Genomic DNA, 15,817 nt, shown 5'->3' on the forward strand with positions numbered 1-15,817 from the left:
CGCCGCAGGCCTCACTCGGCCAACGCGGCCCGGTTGCGCCCCGCCGCCTTGGCGCGATACATCGCCCGATCGGCCGCCCGCACCAGGTCATCGCCACCGACCGCGTGGTCTGGGTAAAGGGCCACACCGATACTCGCCGACACCCCCACGGTCTGCCCCTCGACTGTTAACGGCTCGGCCAACGATCGACACAACGCCCCGGCGACCGCCAATGCCTCCTCGCTGCCGGCAGGGGTATGCAGGAGGACGACGAACTCGTCCCCACCCAGCCGCCCCACCAGATCGGACTCGCGCAGACCGTCGACCAGCCGCCAGGCGGTGGTCACCAGCACTTCGTCCCCGGCGGCATGACCGAGACGGTCGTTGATCGGCTTGAACTCATCGAGGTCGATAAACAACAGGGCCACCTTCTCGCCGTGCCGGGCCGCAAGCCGCAATGACTGCTCGAGATGTTCGAAGAACAACGCCCGATTGGCCAGTCCGGTCAAGCCATCGTGCTGGGCCAACTGACGGATGCGCTCCTCCATGGCACGCCGTTCGGTGATATCGCGGGCGATGCCGAGAAACGCCACCACCTCGCCGTTTTCACCACGCAACGCCGCGGCATTGCTGATATGCCAACGCCAATGGCCGTCCTGATGACGCACCCGGTACTCGATGCCGCTCTGCGGCTGGCCGGAAGTCAGCACCTGCTCGAGGAAGCCCTGGCAATGAGACAGGTCCGCCGGGTGCAGGTAGTCACGGATATGGGTGCCGACCACGGTATCGACCGGGTGGCCCAGTGTTGTGGCCCAATTGGGCGAAACGTAGCTGAACACCCCGTCGGGCGTGAGCGTATAGATGATGTCGTTGGCGTTCTCGACCAGCTGTCGATAGCGGGCCTCACCGATGCGCAGCTCGTCCTCTAGCGTCTTGCGCCGTGAGATGTCGTTGACGTAGCCGGTCCAGATGATCGTGCCATCCTGCAGCCGTTGCGGCAGATCGTTGGCCTCCACCCAGAGTACGCGGCCATCACGATGGCACATGCGGAATTCCGCCTGCCAGGGCTCCAGCCGCCTGCCTGACTCGATGCTGTCGGCCAGCACGCGATCGCGATCCTCCGCGTGAATCCGGCCAAGCAAGGCCTCGGCATCAGCGAGCACCTCGGCCTGACTCACGCCGAACATCTCCTCGACCCGTTGGCCAACGAACAGAAATCGCCAGTCCTCTCCGCCCGACCACTGCAACTGGTAGACAAAGCCAGGCAACTGCCGCGAGACCGTATGCAACTGCTGGGCGAAATCCCGGCTCCAGGTGATATCCCGCGCCGATCCCAACAACTCCACCACTTCGCCCTGCTCGTCGCGCAGCGGGCTCAACTGGATCTGCCAACTGCGATTGCCGCTGGGCACATCGAAAATCGACTCGACCAGGGCCGGCTCGCCGCTGGCGAAGCACTCGGCATACACGGTCTCGAGATGTTCGGCCTGTTCGGCAGGCAGGAGCTCGCGCGGTGTCTTGCCCACGATCTGTTCGCGGGACAGCCCGGTATCTCGCAGCAGGGCGGCGTTGACTTCGCGATAGACAAACGCGCGATCCGCTCGCCGGGCGATCAGAAAGAGCACGTCCTGCGATTGCTCGAAACAGGCCTGATAGGGAACTCTCGGCATCGATGCGCTCTGCCTCCGCCTTTGACATGACCAGTATGCGGCCAGCGGCGCCGGCACAAAAGACAGCCAGGCAAGACCACATTTCCCGAAACGAAAAAACCCCCGATGCGAGGATCGGGGGTTTTCGGGAATCGTGGTGGCCAGAGAGGGAATCGAACCCCCGACACGGGGATTTTCAATCCCCTGCTCTACCAACTGAGCTATCTGGCCATGTCCGCTTGTCGCTGCCGGCGCACATCAGGCGCCGTCGCCGGGCGACGAGGCTGCGCATTTAACGGCAAAATCGACGCGCGGTCAACCCCGCCCCGGGAGGATCGAGGGCGGATCGGCGCCGAACGACCCAAGCCGTTTTCCGACCAGAGGCTGACGTGCCGCGGCGGGCATTGTATGCTCCCGATTCGGGAAGGTTTCCCGCTTAACCAAATTCCAACCGCCCGAGACGCGAACCGACCATGGCCGCACGCACCGCGCAGATCCGCCGCGAGACCAACGAGACCCGCATCGCCATCGACATCAATCTCGACGGCGAGGGCAAGGCCCGCCTCGAGACCGGCGTGCCCTTCTTCGAACACATGCTCGACCAGATCGCCCGCCACGGGCTGATCGACATCACGCTGAGCTGCGACGGCGACACCGAGATCGACGATCACCACACCGTCGAGGACTGCGGCATCGTGCTGGGCCAGGCGGTGGCCAAGGCCGTCGGCGACAAGCGTGGCATCTACCGCTACGGGCATGCCTACGTGCCGCTCGACGAGGCGCTCTCGCGCGTGGTGATCGACCTGTCCGGGCGGCCGGGACTCGAGTTCAACTGCGACTTCACTCGTTCGCTGATCGGCCGCTTCGAGACCGAACTGGTCGAGGAATTCTTCCGCGGCTTCGTCAACCACGCTGGCGCGACGTTGCACGTCGACAACCTCCGCGGGCGCAACGCGCACCACCAGGCCGAGACGATGTTCAAGGCCTTCGGCCGGGCACTGCGGATGGCATTGAGCGCCGACGACCGGCAGGCCGACGCCATCCCGTCGACCAAGGGCTCGCTGTGAGGCGCCTCGGAAAATCGTCGCGAGGTGCACGAGTGCAAGGAGCCGCGGAGCGAGCGACGAGACATATCGGCAAGATAGGTGAGGAGCGAGTGAGCACGCGACGCAGCAATCGGGTGGCGCAGCAGATTTTACGAGGTGCCTCGTAATGCAGATCGCCGTCGTTGATTACGGGATGGGCAACCTGCGCTCGGTGGTCAAGGCCATCGAGCACGTCGCCCCGGATGGTGCCCACGTGGTGCTCACCGACGCCCCCGAGGTGATCCTGGAATCCGAGAAGGTGGTCTTCCCCGGCCAGGGGGCGGCGGCCCAGTGCATGAGCGCCCTGCGCGAGCGCAACCTGCCCGCCGCCCTGCGCGAGGCGGCGCAGACGCGGCCGTTCCTCGGCATCTGCATGGGCATGCAGGTGCTGCTGGAGCGCTCGGAGGAGAACGATGGCGTCGACCTGCTGGGCTGGTTTCCCGGCCAGGTCAAGCGCTTTCGCCCCGAGGATGAGTCGCTCAAGGTGCCGCAGATGGGCTGGAACCAGCTGCACCAGACGCAGGATCACCCGCTGTTTGACGGCATTCGTCAGGACGCGCGCTTCTATTTCGTGCACAGCTATTACTGTGAGCCGACGAACCCGGCCCACCCGGTCGCGACGGCCGACTACGACCTGACCTACTGCGCCGCGCTGGCCGATGACTACGTCTTCGCCATCCAGGCACACCCGGAGAAGAGCGCCGACGACGGCCTCAAGCTCCTGGCCAATTTCACCCGCTGGTCCGGACCTTGGTCCTGACCGCATCGCAACACGACAGCCGCATTTCGAGGACGCCCGAATCATGCTCCTGATCCCCGCCATCGATCTCAAGGAAGGCAAATGCGTGCGCCTGCGCCAGGGGCGCATGGACGACGACACCGTCTTTTCCGACGACCCGGTCGCCGTGGCCGGCCGCTGGGTGGAGGCCGGCGCGCGCCGTCTGCACCTGGTTGACCTCGACGGCGCCTTCGCCGGCAGCCCCAAGAACCGCGAGGTCATCAAGGCCATCTGCGAGGCCTACCCGGACCTGCCGATCCAGGTCGGTGGCGGCATCCGCGACGAGGCCACCATCGAGCAGTACCTCGAACTGGGCGTGGATTTCGTCATCATCGGCACCAAGGCGGTCTCCGAACCGCACTTCGTCGAGGATGTCTGCCTGGCCTTCCCCGGGCACATCATCGTCGGCCTGGACGCGCGTGACGGCAAGGTGGCGATCGACGGCTGGTCGAAGCTCTCGCACCACGACATCCACGACATGGCCCAGCGCTTCGAGACCGACGGCGTCGCCGCGATCGTGTTCACCGACATCTCCCGCGACGGCATGATGCAGGGCGCGAACATCGAGGCGACCCGCGAGCTGGCCAAGTCGGTACGCATCCCGATCATCGCCTCGGGTGGCGTGACCGACATGAGCGACATCGATCTCTTGATCGACGCCGCCGACGACGGCGTCTCCGGCGCGATCATCGGCCGGGCGCTCTACGAAGGCACCATCGACTTGAAGGAAGCCCAGAAACGCATCGACGACCGTGCGGGCATCCCGCCGTTCTCCGAGTAGGCCATGGGGCTTGCCAAGCGCATCATTCCCTGCCTGGACGTGGCCGAGGGTCGCGTGGTCAAGGGCGTTCAGTTCGAGGGCCTGCGTGACGCCGGCGACCCGGTCGAGGCGGCGCGCCGCTACAACCAGGCCGGTGCCGACGAGCTGACCTTCCTCGACATCTCCGCCTCCCACGAGGGGCGCGAGACCATGCTGCACGTGGTCGAGGCCGTCGCCGCCGAGGTATTCATCCCGCTGACGGTCGGCGGCGGCATCCGCACGCTGGCCGACGTGCGCCGGCTGCTGCACGCCGGGGCCGACAAGGTATCGATCAACACCACGGCCGTGCATCACCCCGAGCGCATCAAGGAGATGAGCGACGCGGTCGGCTCGCAGTGCATCGTGGTCGCCATCGACGCCCGGCGCGTCTCGGGCGAAGACGAACCGCCGCGCTGGGAGATCTTCACCCACGGCGGGCGCAACCCGACCGGGCTGGATGCCGTCGAGTGGGCCGAACACATGGCCGCGCTGGGCGCCGGTGAGCTGCTGGTCACCAGCATGGACCGCGACGGCATGCAGCAGGGCTTCGACCTCGAATTGACCCGCGCGGTTAGTGACGCCGTACCGATCCCGGTGATCGCCTCCGGCGGCGTGGGCAACCTCGATCACCTCGTCGACGGCATCACGCAGGGCCATGCCGATGCCGTGCTCGCCGCCAGCATCTTCCACTTCGGCACCTACAGCATCAGTGGGGCCAAGGCCGTGATGGCCAAGGCCGGGATCGAGGTGCGCGACTGAACCTGGCTGCGCCGTCGCGGCTGACGGTTTTTTCGCCATCCCTGATATACTCCCGCGCCGGCCACCGGCCCGCCCACCGCTGAAAGACGACACCGACAGTGACCGAATCTCAGGCAACACCCCCGGCATTCCGCGAGTCGCGCGACTGGATCGAGACGATCGCCTTCGACGAGCACGGCCTGGTGCCGGCCATCGCACAGGACGCCACGACCGGCCGGGTGTTGATGTTCGCCTGGATGAACCGCGAGGCGGTCGAGAAGACCGCCGAGTTGGGCGAGGCGGTGTACTACTCGCGCTCGCGCCAGAAACTCTGGCACAAGGGCGAGCAGAGCGGCCACACCCAGAGGGTGCGCGAACTCCGGCTCGACTGCGACGGCGACGTGCTGCTGCTGTCGATCGAACAGCACGGCGGGATCGCCTGCCACACCGGCCGCGAGTCCTGCTTCTACCGTCGTCTCGAGGGCGGTCGCTGGCAGGCGACCGACGAGGTGAAGAAATCCCCGGGAGCGATCTATGGCAACGGCTGACCGCCGATCGACCGAGGTGCTGGAACAGCTCGCCGCCCTGCTCGAGCAACGCAAGGGCGCGGATGCGGACAGTTCCTATGTCGCCAGCCTGTACCAGAAGGGGCGGGCGAAGATCGCCCAGAAGGTGGGCGAGGAAGGGGTCGAGGTCGCGCTTGCCGCGGTAGGCGACGACCGCGACGAATTGATCAACGAGATGGCCGACCTGTGGTTCCACAGCCTGGTACTGCTGGCCGATGCCAACCTAACCCCGGCGGACGTGCTCGACGAGCTCGAACGCCGATTCGGATTGTCGGGCCTTGAAGAAAAGGCACGGCGCGCACAAGATTGACAGGACATCAGTAGGAGATCGCGATCATGGGTACTTTTAGCATCTGGCACTGGCTGATCATTCTCGCCATCGTGCTGCTTCTGTTCGGCACCAAGCGTCTGAAGAACCTCGGCACCGATCTCGGTAGCGCGATCAAGGGCTTCAAGTCCGCCGTGAAGGACGAGTCGGAGAAGGACGAGGAAGAGCAAAAACGCGCCGAGAACCTGGAACACAAGGAGGGCGAGCAGCCCAACGCCAACCGGGTGATCGAGAGCGAGACCATCGAGGCGGGCAAGGAAAACACCGCCGAGAAGTCGACCGAGCGCAAGGACAGCTGATCCCAAGCGCGCATCGGTATTGATCCGTGTTCGGCTTCAGCTTCTGGGAAGTGTCGCTCATTCTGGTCGTGGCCCTGGTGGTCATCGGCCCCGAACGGCTGCCCGGCGTGGCGCGCAAGGCGGGCGAATGGACCTACAAGGTCCGCAAGTTCGTCGCCAACGCCAAGGCCGAGATGGACAGCGAGTTCAACATGCAGGACATGAAGCAGCTGCTGAACTCGCAGGAATCCGAGATCAGCAAGCTGCGCGCGATGGTCGAGGAGACCCGCGACGACCTCTCGGGCACCGAGAGGAGCGTCAAAAGCGCCCTGTCCGATGCCGAACAGACCATGCGCAGCTCGGCCGAGGCCGAGAAGGCTCGACTCGACAAGGCCGGCAAGCAGGCTGACGGTTCAGAGAACTCCCCGGACACGGGCGCCGAGGGCAGCCGCCTCAAGGCGCTCGACGACGAGGTGCCCGACACCTTCGAGGACGAGCTGAGCCGACTGGAATCGGAAACCGGCGAGACCTTCCGCCGCCCATTCGAATCGGCCGACGCCGACACCCCGGCCGAGCCGGCCACGACCCAGGAATCGACGGCAAAAGACCAAGATGAGCCAACGGAACGCGGACGCGACAACTGACGAACCCTCCGGTCTGGCGGGTTTCGTCTCGCATCTGGTCGAACTGCGCAACCGGCTGATCAAGTCGGTGGCCGTGGTCTTCGTGCTTTTCCTGGCGCTTTTCCCGTTCCGCAACGACCTGTTCCGCCTGCTCTCCGATCCGCTGTCGCAGTTCCTGCCGGAAGGCGCCAGCATGATCGCCGTGCAGGTCGCATCGACGTTCTTCATCCCGCTCAAGCTGGCCGGCTTCACGGCCCTTTTCCTGGCGATCCCGTTCCTGCTCTACCAGCTCTGGGCCTTCATCGCCCCGGGTCTGTACCAGCACGAACGCAAGATGGTGATCCCGCTGGTTTTCTCCAGCACCGTCCTGTTCTACCTGGGTGCCGCCTTTGCCTACTTCGCGGTCTTTCCGGTGGTCTTCGGCTTTCTCGCCGGCACCGGCCCGGCGGAAGTCAGCTTCGCGCCCGACATCAACGAGTACCTGAGCTTCGTCATCACGATGTTCTTCGCCTTCGGCTTCGTGTTCGAAGTGCCGGTGGCGACCGTGCTGTTGATCCTGATCGGCGTGGTCACGCCCGATCAACTGGCAGAAAAGCGCCGCTACGCGATCCTGGTCGCGTTCATCCTCGGCGCGATCTTCACCCCGCCGGACATCCTGTCGCAGTTCATGATGGCGATCCCGGTCTGGTTCCTCTACGAACTGGGTATCGTCATCGGCCGGATCCTGCTCAAGCGCCAGGGCGGCCCCGTGCTGCCGACCGACGATGAGCCCGAGCCGGACGACACCCCGCCCGGCGGTGGCACGGGCGGCGGCTCGCCCGCCGGCGGCAGCCCTGCAACCGCAAGCGGCACGGGCCCCGGCCGGGCCTTTGAAACCGAGAAGGACGACGATTTCGACTTTGATCGCGCCTTCGAGGAGATCGAGCGAGAGCAGCAGTCTCTCGAGGCGATCGAGGCCGAGGCGCGTGAAGACGAGGCCACGCAAGGCGCCAGGAAAGAGACGCAGGATGACCAGGCGCCCAGCGAGCCCGAATCTAAATCCGAGCAAAAAGACTCGGATGCACGTCGAGACCACACGCCCGACGCGAACGACGACGAGCGCAACGACCGGCGCTGATACCGGTCGACCTCGTCGGCCGGGCGGGACCTTCGCCCGCCCAACCCAGAATGAAACGGATGGCCCGCTGCCCCCGCCGGGCGGATAACGGCGCGCGCCACCCGATTCGTTCCGGTGATTCCAACCGAAACACGAACAAGGAACGCAAGCCCATGTCCAATATCGCCCCGCGACGCCCCGTCCTGCTTGTGATCATGGACGGTGTCGGCGTCAACCCGAGCCGCAAGCACAACGCCGTGAGCCTGGCCGAAACGCCTCGGCTCGACGAGTTGTACGCCCACCACCCGCACACGGTGATCGAGGCCTCCGGGCGGGCCTGCGGCCTGCCTGACGGCCAGATGGGCAACTCCGAGGTCGGTCACCTGACCCTAGGCTGCGGCGCGATCAACCGTCAGGACCTGGTGCGCATCGACGACGCGATCAAGGACGGCAGCTTCTACGAGAACTCCGCGCTGAACCAGGCGATGCAGAAGGCCGCGGATGCCGGTCGCCCGATCCACCTGATCGGGCTGGTGTCCGACGGCGGCGTACACAGCCACGTCCGTCATCTGCTCGCCTTGATCAAGATGGCGAAGAAGATCGGCGCCCGGCCGCTGATCCACATGATCACCGACGGCCGCGACACCGCGCCGAAATCCGCGCTGGGCTACCTCGACCAGCTCGAGCCCAAGCTCAAGGACGCCGGCGGGGCGATCGCCACCATCAGCGGCCGCTACTACGCCATGGACCGCGACCAGCGCTGGGAGCGCACGGAAGAGGCGTTCAACGCCATCGTCCGTGGAGACGGCCCGCGTTTCCGTGACGCCCGTGCCGCGCTCGACGCGTCCTACGCGGCCGAGCAGCACGACGAGTTCATCCGCCCCGCGGTGCTCGACGGCTTCGAGCCGCTGTCGGCCGACGACGCGATGATCTTCTTCAACTTCCGCAACGACCGCCCGCGCCAGCTCACCGAGGCGCTGGGCCAGGCGGAGTTCACCGGCTTCGACCGCGGCGACTACCAGCCGATCGTGGTCACCTGCCTGACCGAGTACGACCCGCGCTTCCTGTCGCCGATCGGCTTCCCGCCCGAGCGCCCCAAGAACGTGCTGGCCGAGGCGATCAGCCAGGCCGGCATCAAGCAGTTCCACTGCGCCGAGACCGAGAAGTACGCCCACGTGACGTTCTTCTTCAACGGCGGCAAGGAAGAGACCTTCGCCGGCGAGGACCGCGTCATGGTGCCCTCGCCCAAGGTAGCGACCTACGATCTGCAACCGGAGATGAGCGCGCGCGAGGTGGCGGATGCGGCCATCGACGCGGTGCGCGCCGAGCAGTACGGCTTCGTGCTGGTCAACTTCGCCAACGGCGACATGGTGGGCCACACCGCCGTGCGCGAGGCGGTGATCAAGGCCATGGAGACGGTCGACCTCGAGGTCGGCCGGCTGGTCGACGCCGCGCGCGAACAAGGCTACTCGATCATCCTCACCGCCGATCACGGCAACTGCGACGAGATGGTCGACCCCGTCACCGGCGACCCACACACCCAGCACACCACCTACCCGGTGCCCTGCATCGTCATCGACAAGACCCCGGTGCGCCTGCGTACCGGCGGCGGCATCGCCAACATCGCCGCGACCGTGCTCGAGCTGATGGGCCTGCCCCTGCCCAAGAAGATGAAGCGCTCGTTGCTGCTGGAAAAACCCTCCAGCTGACCGAACCGGACCTCCGGCAATCAAGGCCGCGCCGGCCCCGCTGGGGTCCGCGCGGCCTTGTTCGTTTCGGCGAAAGGCGGACAACCGTTCGGCGCCAGGGGCAGCCGCAGGACCTTCTCCGCCGAGTAGGACTAGCCGTCCTTGTCGTTATGTTATAACGTTTGCGACATCACTAAGACCAACCTTGACCAAGGAACAAGAACCATGCCCCGCCACTTGCCGCTCCGTCTGGCCCCACTGCTCGCCGCCACCAGCGTAGTGCCCTGGGGCACCGGCCAGGCAGCCGCACTGGCACTCGACCCGACACTCACGGTCGTTCTGGACGGGGTCTACTACGATGACAATGCCGATGGCGAGGGCGACGCCCGGCTCGGCGAAACCGCCGGCATCTTCGATGCCCATGACCACGAGGCGGCCGACCACGAACACGGCCTCGAGCAGGGGTTCAATCTCCGCCACACGGAAATCTCGCTGACTGGCGGCATCGAGAAACTGCTCGATGCACGGCTGAACGTCGCCATCTACGACGGGGGCGATGTGGAAGTCGAGGAAGCCTTCCTCGCCACCACGGACCTGCCCGCCGGGCTGCGGATCAAGGCCGGCAAGTTCTACTCCGGCATCGGCTACGCCAACGAAAGACACCCGCACGACTGGGATTTCGTCGACCAGAACCTGCCCTACCGCACCCTGCTGGGTGTACACGGCCTGTCCGACATCGGCGCACAACTCACCTGGCAACCGGCATGGGACCACGACACGCGCTTTGGCATCGAGGCCTTCCAGGGCGACAACAACGAACGTCTCGGCACCGAGGCCGACCACGCCGACGACCTGCCGGGCCGGGACGACGCCCCCGGCTTGTACACGGCGTTCGCCAAGTGGTCGCCAGCGCTCGGCCACGACCATGCCCTGCAACTCGGCGCCTCGGCCGCCTGGTTTCGCAGTCACCAGGAATTCCATCACCACGACGAACCCGATGAGCACGGCCTGGACGGCGAGGCCCGTCTCTGGGGGCTCGATGCCACCTACGCCTTTCACGCGGACGGCGCCCACGGACAAGGCGACTGGCGCGTGGCGGCCGAATACCTAATCGCCGAGAAGAACCTCGAGGTGGCACATCACGCCAGCGACCCGAGCGTGATCGGCCAGGCGCGAGACTTCACCGAGGACGGCCTGTACGTGCAGGCCACCTACGGGATTGCCCCGCGCTGGGAGGTCGGACTGCGCTACGACGCGGTTGGCTTCACCAACGAGAAACGCGGCCCGCTAGCCGCTTCGAATGCCGACTACGACGAGAGCGACCGCTGGACGGCGGCCGCCACCTGGCAGATCAGCGATACCAGCCGACTGCGCGCCCAGGTCGCACGGGTCAGCGCCGCCCTGGAAACCGACCGGGAGCACTACACCCAGTTCTACCTGCAATACCAGTGGCGCTTCTCGCTCGGCCAACGCTCGGACCCTCACGCCGGGCATCACCACGGTCACGATCACTGACGCGGCCAGGGTATCGGCTGGCATGCTAACCTCGATGAGCCGCCAGCCTGGGCGGCACGCCGCGAGGACTTGCCGTGACCGACCCGAACCAGCCCAACCAGACCCCGCCGACCGACGAACCCATCACCCGGCCGGACGAGCCACGTCGCGGCATCGGGTGCCTCGGGGTGAGCCTGATCATCGTGGGCACGATGATCGTCACCCTGGTGCTCGGGGCAATCGCCGTACGCTACTTTCTTTTCCCGGATCAGTTCGAGCCGGTCGAACTGAACGCGGCCGAGCAACAGACACTCGACGACAAGCTTGCCACCATCGGCGTTCAGCCCGACCAGCCCTCGCCCCGAGCGGGGGATCGGTTTTCCTCGCGACCGGAGGAGTTCGATGACCAGGGTCGACTCAAGCCCGAGCCATACCGGGAGAAGGACGCCCCGCGCGAGGTGCAGTTCGACGAACGCGAGCTCAATGCCATCATTGCCCGCGACCCGGAGATGGCCCGGCGACTGGCCATCGACCTGTCCGAGGACCTGGTCAGCGTCAAGCTACTGGTGCCGCTGCCACCGGACTTCCCAGTCATGGGCGGGCAGACGCTACGCCTGAACGCGGGCGCCGAAGTGCGGCAAGTGCCGACGCCGGAAGGATCCCGGCTGGCGGTGGTCGTCACCGGCGTGAGCCTGTGGGGCGTGCCGCTGCCGAATACCTGGATCGGCGGGCTCAAGGGCGTCGACCTGGTCGCGGAATTCGGTGGCGAGCCGGGCTTCTGGCAATCCCTCGCCGAGGGCGTCGAGTCCGTTGACGTCGAGGAGGGCCAGCTGGTATTCCGGCTGGCCGAATGAAAATCGCACACCCAGATAACCGAAAGGAGACTTTGGCATGAAGACCGCCCTGATCACCGGCACCAATCGAGGCATCGGCCTGGATCTGACCCGCCAGCTGCTCGAGGACGGCTGGCGGGTGCATGCCACCGCGCGTGATCCGGAGCAATCGGCCGAACTCAAGGCATTGGCCTTCGCCCACCCGGAGACGCTGCGACTGCATGCCCTGGACGTTGCGGATGCCGAGTCCATCCGGGCACTTTCCGACCAGCTGGCCGACGAATCGATCGACTGGCTGATCAACAACGCCGGCATCTACGGCCCGCGAGGCGTGGCCTTCGGCAACGTCCACGACGTCGAGGCCTGGCTGGACGTGTTCCGCATCAACTGCATCGCACCGACGCTGATCATGCAGGCGTTCGCCGACCAGGTGGCACGCAGTGACGAGAAGAAGATCGGCATTCTCTCGAGCAAGGTCGGCTCGATGGGCGACAACGGCTCGGGTGGCGGCTACATCTACCGGTCGAGCAAGGCGGCGGTCAACGCGGTAATCAAAAGCGCCTCGATCGACCTCGAACCGCGCGGCATCAATGTGGTCGCCCTGCATCCGGGCTGGGTGCTGACCGACATGGGCGGCCCCAACGCCGAGATCACCACCGCCCAGAGCGCCACCGGGCTGCGTCGCAACATGGCTGGCCTGACCGAGGCCGACCGGGGGCGGTTCATCGACATCGATGGCACGACCATTCCCTGGTAAGCCCCCCCAAGCCAAGGCCATAAAGGACCCGCCTCCCCAGCAAAATCGCGGCAGTCCTCGGGGCATGCCGGGGACGGGGCCACCCGCCTCGCGCTTGCTGGCGCAAACGGGAATCGTTATCATTCCGGTGCGATTCCAAGCGTGTGCATTCCACGTAGCGCACTCGCCCCATGTCAGCCAGCCGGGAGGCCGCCATGCAGCTGTTGCACCACTGTGGGGAAGAGGCCGACCAGATCGTGGTCACCTCGCCCGAAGGGGATCGGGAAATCGCCCGGTTTCGCTATGCCGAGCTCGACCGTTTCATCGCCGAGGGCAAGCTTTCGAGCGCGGAACTGTTCGACCGCCGCCCGGCGGGCCAGGCCGCACTGTGCCGGCAGCTGGCGCTGCTTGCTTGTGCGCGCGAATGCCGCCACGGCATGACCTGCCTGGCGGTCGACTGCCCCTACTACCCGGCACCCTCGCATCACCCCATCCCGACACTCGACAGCCTGCCGGCCGCCAAATCGAAACGCGCTTGACCCAACATGGTGCCAACGGCCAACCCAATGCACCATTACGGTGCATCCGGGGCCGCGTATCCGCCTCACTACCGAGGTGGGCCGCCGATGCACTGGCGGCGACACCACCCGCCGACTCCAGCGCGCCTTGCGGGATAACAGTCACTTAGGCGCACCCGGGCCACCCGGCAGCCGCCCCATCTGACTGCACCTCCGCGCAGCAATCCGTCAACAAGAAACAGGCACGGTTTCTGCTTTTCTTGCACCAAGTCGGGCATCAGCGGATCATGTCGGCAGCATGCCGCGCGATCTCACGCCCGCCGCATTCGAGATACATCGTTCACCGGAGGATTCCATGTCCAACGCGACCAACAAAGTCATGACCCTGATGGAAGAAAACGGCGTCAAGTTCGTCGACTTCCGCTTTACCGACACGCTGGGCAAGCAGCAGCACGTCACCTACCCGGCCAGCCACATCGACGAGGAAACCTTCGAGGACGGCGTGATGTTCGACGGCTCGTCGATCGCCGGCTGGAAGGGCATCAACGCCTCGGACATGATCCTGATGCCGGACCCGGAATCCGCCAACATCGATCCGTTCTCCGAAGAGCCGACCCTGATCGTCGTCTGCGACATCATCGAGCCGGACACCATGCAGGGCTACAACCGTGACCCGCGCTCGGTCGCCCGTCGCGCCGAGGCCTACATCCAGTCCTCTGGCCTGGCCGATGCCGCGCTGTTCGGCCCAGAAAACGAATTCTTCATCCTCGACGACGTGCGCTGGGGCTCGGACATGTCCGGCTCGTTCGTCAAGATCGACTCCAAGGAAGCCGCCTGGAACGCCGAGCGCGTCTACGAGGACGGCAACATGGGTCACCGCCCGGGCGTCAAGGGTGGCTACTTCCCGGTCCCGCCGGTCGACTCCCTGCACGACATCCGTCAGGCGATGTGCCTGGTGCTCGAGGAGATGGGCCAGGACGTCGAGGTCCACCACCACGAAGTTGCGACCGCCGGCCAGTGCGAGATCGGTGTCGCGTTCAACACGCTGGTGAAGAAGGCCGACGAAGTCCAGGACCTCAAGTACGTGATCCACAACGTGGCCCACGCCTACGGCAAGACCGCCACCTTCATGCCCAAGCCGATCGTTGGCGACAACGGTTCCGGCATGCACGTCCACCAGTCGATGACCCGGGATGGCAAGAACCTGTTCTCCGGCGACGGCTACGCAGGCCTCTCCGAGATGGCGCTGTACTACATCGGCGGCATCATCAAGCACGCTCGCGCGCTGAACGCGTTCTGCAACCCGTCGACCAACAGCTACAAGCGCCTGGTCCCGGGCTTCGAGGCACCGGTCAAGCTGGCCTACTCCAGCCGTAACCGTTCGGCGTCCATCCGGATCCCGTTCGTCTCGAACCCGAAGGCCCGTCGCGTCGAGCTGCGCTTCCCGGACTCCACCGCCAACCCGTACCTGGCGTTTGCGGCGATGCTGATGGCCGGCATCGACGGCATCCAGAACAAGATCCACCCGGGCGAGGCAGCGAGCAAGAACCTCTACGACCTGCCGCCGGAAGAAGAGAAGAACATCCCCGAGGTGGCCTTCTCTCTGGATGAGGCGCTCAAGGCACTGGACGAGGACCGCGAGTTCCTGACCCGTGGCGACGTCTTTTCCGACGACCTGATCGACGCCTACATCGAGCTCAAGGGCGAGGAAGTCCAGCTGCTGCGGATGACCACCCATCCGGTCGAGTTCGACATGTACTACAGCCTGTAAGGCCAGTGGTCCGGCCGGGCGCAATGCCCGGCCACCGGAAACACGAACGCCCCGCATCGCGGGGCGTTTTTGTCTGTGGGGTGGCAGCTTTTTGGGACCACCTCTCACTGGCACGTCACTTCTTGGGAACGCCCTCGGCACCCAGCTCTTCCTTCATCCGCTTCTGGAATTCCTGGATCTGCTCGCGAGCCTCTTGTTCGCTGACGCCGTAGCGAGCCTGGATCTTGCCGATCAGCTCATCCTTCTTGCCCTCGAGCACCGCGAACTCGTCACCCGTGATCTTTCCCCAGTATTCCTCGGCGTGCCCGATGAACGATCGCCAGTTACCTGCGATGTGATCCCACTTCATTACGGAACTCCTGTGCAGTTTTGCCCTCTTCATTGTAGGCAATCGACGCCGGCCTGCTGACATGAATGCGACGCTAATCTAAGTCGGCGATACAATGAGCCCAGCTAATGATTATTCCTTTCGATTAAATTTTGAGCACAAGAGAGACTGCCATGCCACCCGAGGCCCTGTTTCGCGCCCTTGGCGACACCACCCGCCTGCGTTGCCTGATGCTACTGCTCCGAGAGAGCGAACTGTGTGTCTGCGAGTTGACCGAGGCACTGGCATTGAGCCAGCCCAAGATTTCCCGCCATCTCGCCCATTTGCGCGATGCCGGCATCACCCAGGTGCGACGCGATGGCACCTGGGTGTTCTACCGCGTCGCCGAGGACTTGCCCGCCTGGGTCCGCGCCGTACTCAAGGACACCTTCGATGGTAATGCCGGCGGCGAGACATTCACCGAGGACCTTAACCGGGTAGCGTCCCGGGAAGTGGTGTAAATCTGGCGGGGTGAGGAGGCCACCGTGGCC

Annotated in this window: 18 protein-coding genes and 1 tRNA gene; 16 read left to right on the forward strand and 3 right to left on the reverse strand. The window is 65.4% G+C overall.

Annotated features, from left to right (window positions below):
- Positions 1–11: 11 nt before the first annotated feature.
- Together D5687_RS09165 and D5687_RS09170 are read right to left on the reverse strand one after the other, a co-directional pair.
- Positions 12–1,649 carry a PAS domain S-box protein gene (locus D5687_RS09165; protein WP_125199474.1) on the reverse strand — a complete coding sequence of 546 codons (1,638 nt, stop codon included), beginning with the start codon at positions 1,647–1,649 and terminating at the stop codon, positions 12–14.
- 134 nt (positions 1,650–1,783) lie between these two features.
- A tRNA-Phe gene (locus D5687_RS09170) sits at positions 1,784–1,859 on the reverse strand.
- A gap of 242 nt (positions 1,860–2,101) precedes the next feature.
- On the opposite strand from D5687_RS09170, the gene hisB reads away from it, so the two are divergent.
- The 15 genes from hisB to glnA all read left to right on the forward strand — a co-directional run bounded on the left by hisB (position 2,102) and on the right by glnA (position 14,959).
- A complete protein-coding gene (gene hisB, locus D5687_RS09175) occupies positions 2,102–2,695 on the forward strand; it encodes an imidazoleglycerol-phosphate dehydratase HisB (RefSeq protein WP_125199475.1) in 594 nt (197 codons plus the stop codon).
- Positions 2,696–2,840: 145 nt separating this feature from the next.
- Entirely contained in the window at positions 2,841–3,473 is a 633-nt protein-coding gene (gene hisH, locus D5687_RS09180; RefSeq protein ID WP_125199476.1) for an imidazole glycerol phosphate synthase subunit HisH, read from the forward strand.
- A gap of 43 nt (positions 3,474–3,516) precedes the next feature.
- Positions 3,517–4,272, forward strand: coding sequence for a 1-(5-phosphoribosyl)-5-[(5-phosphoribosylamino)methylideneamino]imidazole-4-carboxamide isomerase (gene hisA / locus D5687_RS09185; protein ID WP_125199477.1), 756 nt, complete (start codon positions 3,517–3,519; stop codon positions 4,270–4,272).
- Between the two features lie 3 nt (positions 4,273–4,275).
- Positions 4,276–5,049: an imidazole glycerol phosphate synthase subunit HisF gene (gene hisF, locus D5687_RS09190; protein ID WP_125199478.1), complete on the forward strand. Its 774-nt coding sequence runs from the start codon at positions 4,276–4,278 to the stop codon at positions 5,047–5,049.
- A gap of 98 nt (positions 5,050–5,147) precedes the next feature.
- Positions 5,148–5,576 (forward strand): phosphoribosyl-AMP cyclohydrolase, encoded by a 429-nt coding sequence (gene hisI, locus D5687_RS09195; RefSeq protein ID WP_125199479.1) that lies wholly within the window; start codon positions 5,148–5,150, stop codon positions 5,574–5,576.
- Positions 5,563–5,904, forward strand: a complete 342-nt coding sequence (locus tag D5687_RS09200; RefSeq protein ID WP_125199480.1) for a phosphoribosyl-ATP diphosphatase — start codon at positions 5,563–5,565, stop codon at positions 5,902–5,904. The genes hisI and D5687_RS09200 overlap by 14 nt, the downstream gene beginning before the upstream one ends.
- A 26-nt stretch (positions 5,905–5,930) precedes the next feature.
- Complete coding sequence (tatA, locus tag D5687_RS09205) at positions 5,931–6,221, forward strand: Sec-independent protein translocase subunit TatA (protein WP_125199481.1); 291 nt, start codon at positions 5,931–5,933, stop codon at positions 6,219–6,221.
- Positions 6,222–6,247: 26 nt separating this feature from the next.
- Positions 6,248–6,844 (forward strand): Sec-independent protein translocase protein TatB, encoded by a 597-nt coding sequence (gene tatB / locus D5687_RS09210; protein WP_125199482.1) that lies wholly within the window; start codon positions 6,248–6,250, stop codon positions 6,842–6,844.
- A complete protein-coding gene (tatC, locus tag D5687_RS09215; RefSeq protein WP_125199483.1) occupies positions 6,813–7,940 on the forward strand; it encodes a twin-arginine translocase subunit TatC in 1,128 nt (375 codons plus the stop codon). The genes tatB and tatC overlap by 32 nt, the downstream gene beginning before the upstream one ends.
- Positions 7,941–8,092: 152 nt before the next feature.
- Positions 8,093–9,628, forward strand: a complete 1,536-nt coding sequence (gpmI, locus tag D5687_RS09220) for a 2,3-bisphosphoglycerate-independent phosphoglycerate mutase (protein ID WP_125199484.1) — start codon at positions 8,093–8,095, stop codon at positions 9,626–9,628.
- 204 nt (positions 9,629–9,832) lie between these two features.
- A complete protein-coding gene (locus D5687_RS09225) occupies positions 9,833–11,122 on the forward strand; it encodes a TonB-dependent receptor (protein ID WP_125199485.1) in 1,290 nt (429 codons plus the stop codon).
- A gap of 74 nt (positions 11,123–11,196) precedes the next feature.
- Complete coding sequence (locus D5687_RS09230; protein WP_125199486.1) at positions 11,197–11,955, forward strand: arginine N-succinyltransferase; 759 nt, start codon at positions 11,197–11,199, stop codon at positions 11,953–11,955.
- A 37-nt stretch (positions 11,956–11,992) separates the two neighbouring features.
- On the forward strand, positions 11,993–12,691 hold the full coding sequence (locus tag D5687_RS09235) for an SDR family oxidoreductase (RefSeq protein WP_125199487.1): 699 nt from the start codon (positions 11,993–11,995) through the stop codon (positions 12,689–12,691).
- A 194-nt stretch (positions 12,692–12,885) separates the two neighbouring features.
- Positions 12,886–13,209 carry a hypothetical protein gene (locus D5687_RS09240; protein ID WP_125199488.1) on the forward strand — a complete coding sequence of 108 codons (324 nt, stop codon included), beginning with the start codon at positions 12,886–12,888 and terminating at the stop codon, positions 13,207–13,209.
- Between the two features lie 358 nt (positions 13,210–13,567).
- Positions 13,568–14,959: a glutamate--ammonia ligase gene (gene glnA / locus D5687_RS09245; RefSeq protein WP_370271316.1), complete on the forward strand. Its 1,392-nt coding sequence runs from the start codon at positions 13,568–13,570 to the stop codon at positions 14,957–14,959.
- A 115-nt stretch (positions 14,960–15,074) separates the two neighbouring features.
- On the opposite strand, the gene D5687_RS09250 is transcribed toward glnA, so the two are convergent.
- Positions 15,075–15,308 carry a CsbD family protein gene (locus tag D5687_RS09250; RefSeq protein WP_158611836.1) on the reverse strand — a complete coding sequence of 78 codons (234 nt, stop codon included), beginning with the start codon at positions 15,306–15,308 and terminating at the stop codon, positions 15,075–15,077.
- Between the two features lie 152 nt (positions 15,309–15,460).
- Here D5687_RS09250 and D5687_RS09255 point away from each other — a divergent pair, with 152 nt between their 5' ends.
- Positions 15,461–15,787, forward strand: a complete 327-nt coding sequence (locus tag D5687_RS09255) for a metalloregulator ArsR/SmtB family transcription factor (RefSeq protein WP_125199491.1) — start codon at positions 15,461–15,463, stop codon at positions 15,785–15,787.
- The last annotated feature ends 30 nt before the right edge of the window (positions 15,788–15,817 follow it).

It is taken from the genome of Guyparkeria sp. SCN-R1 (assembly GCF_003932495.1).
GTDB lineage: Bacteria > Pseudomonadota > Gammaproteobacteria > Halothiobacillales > Halothiobacillaceae > Guyparkeria.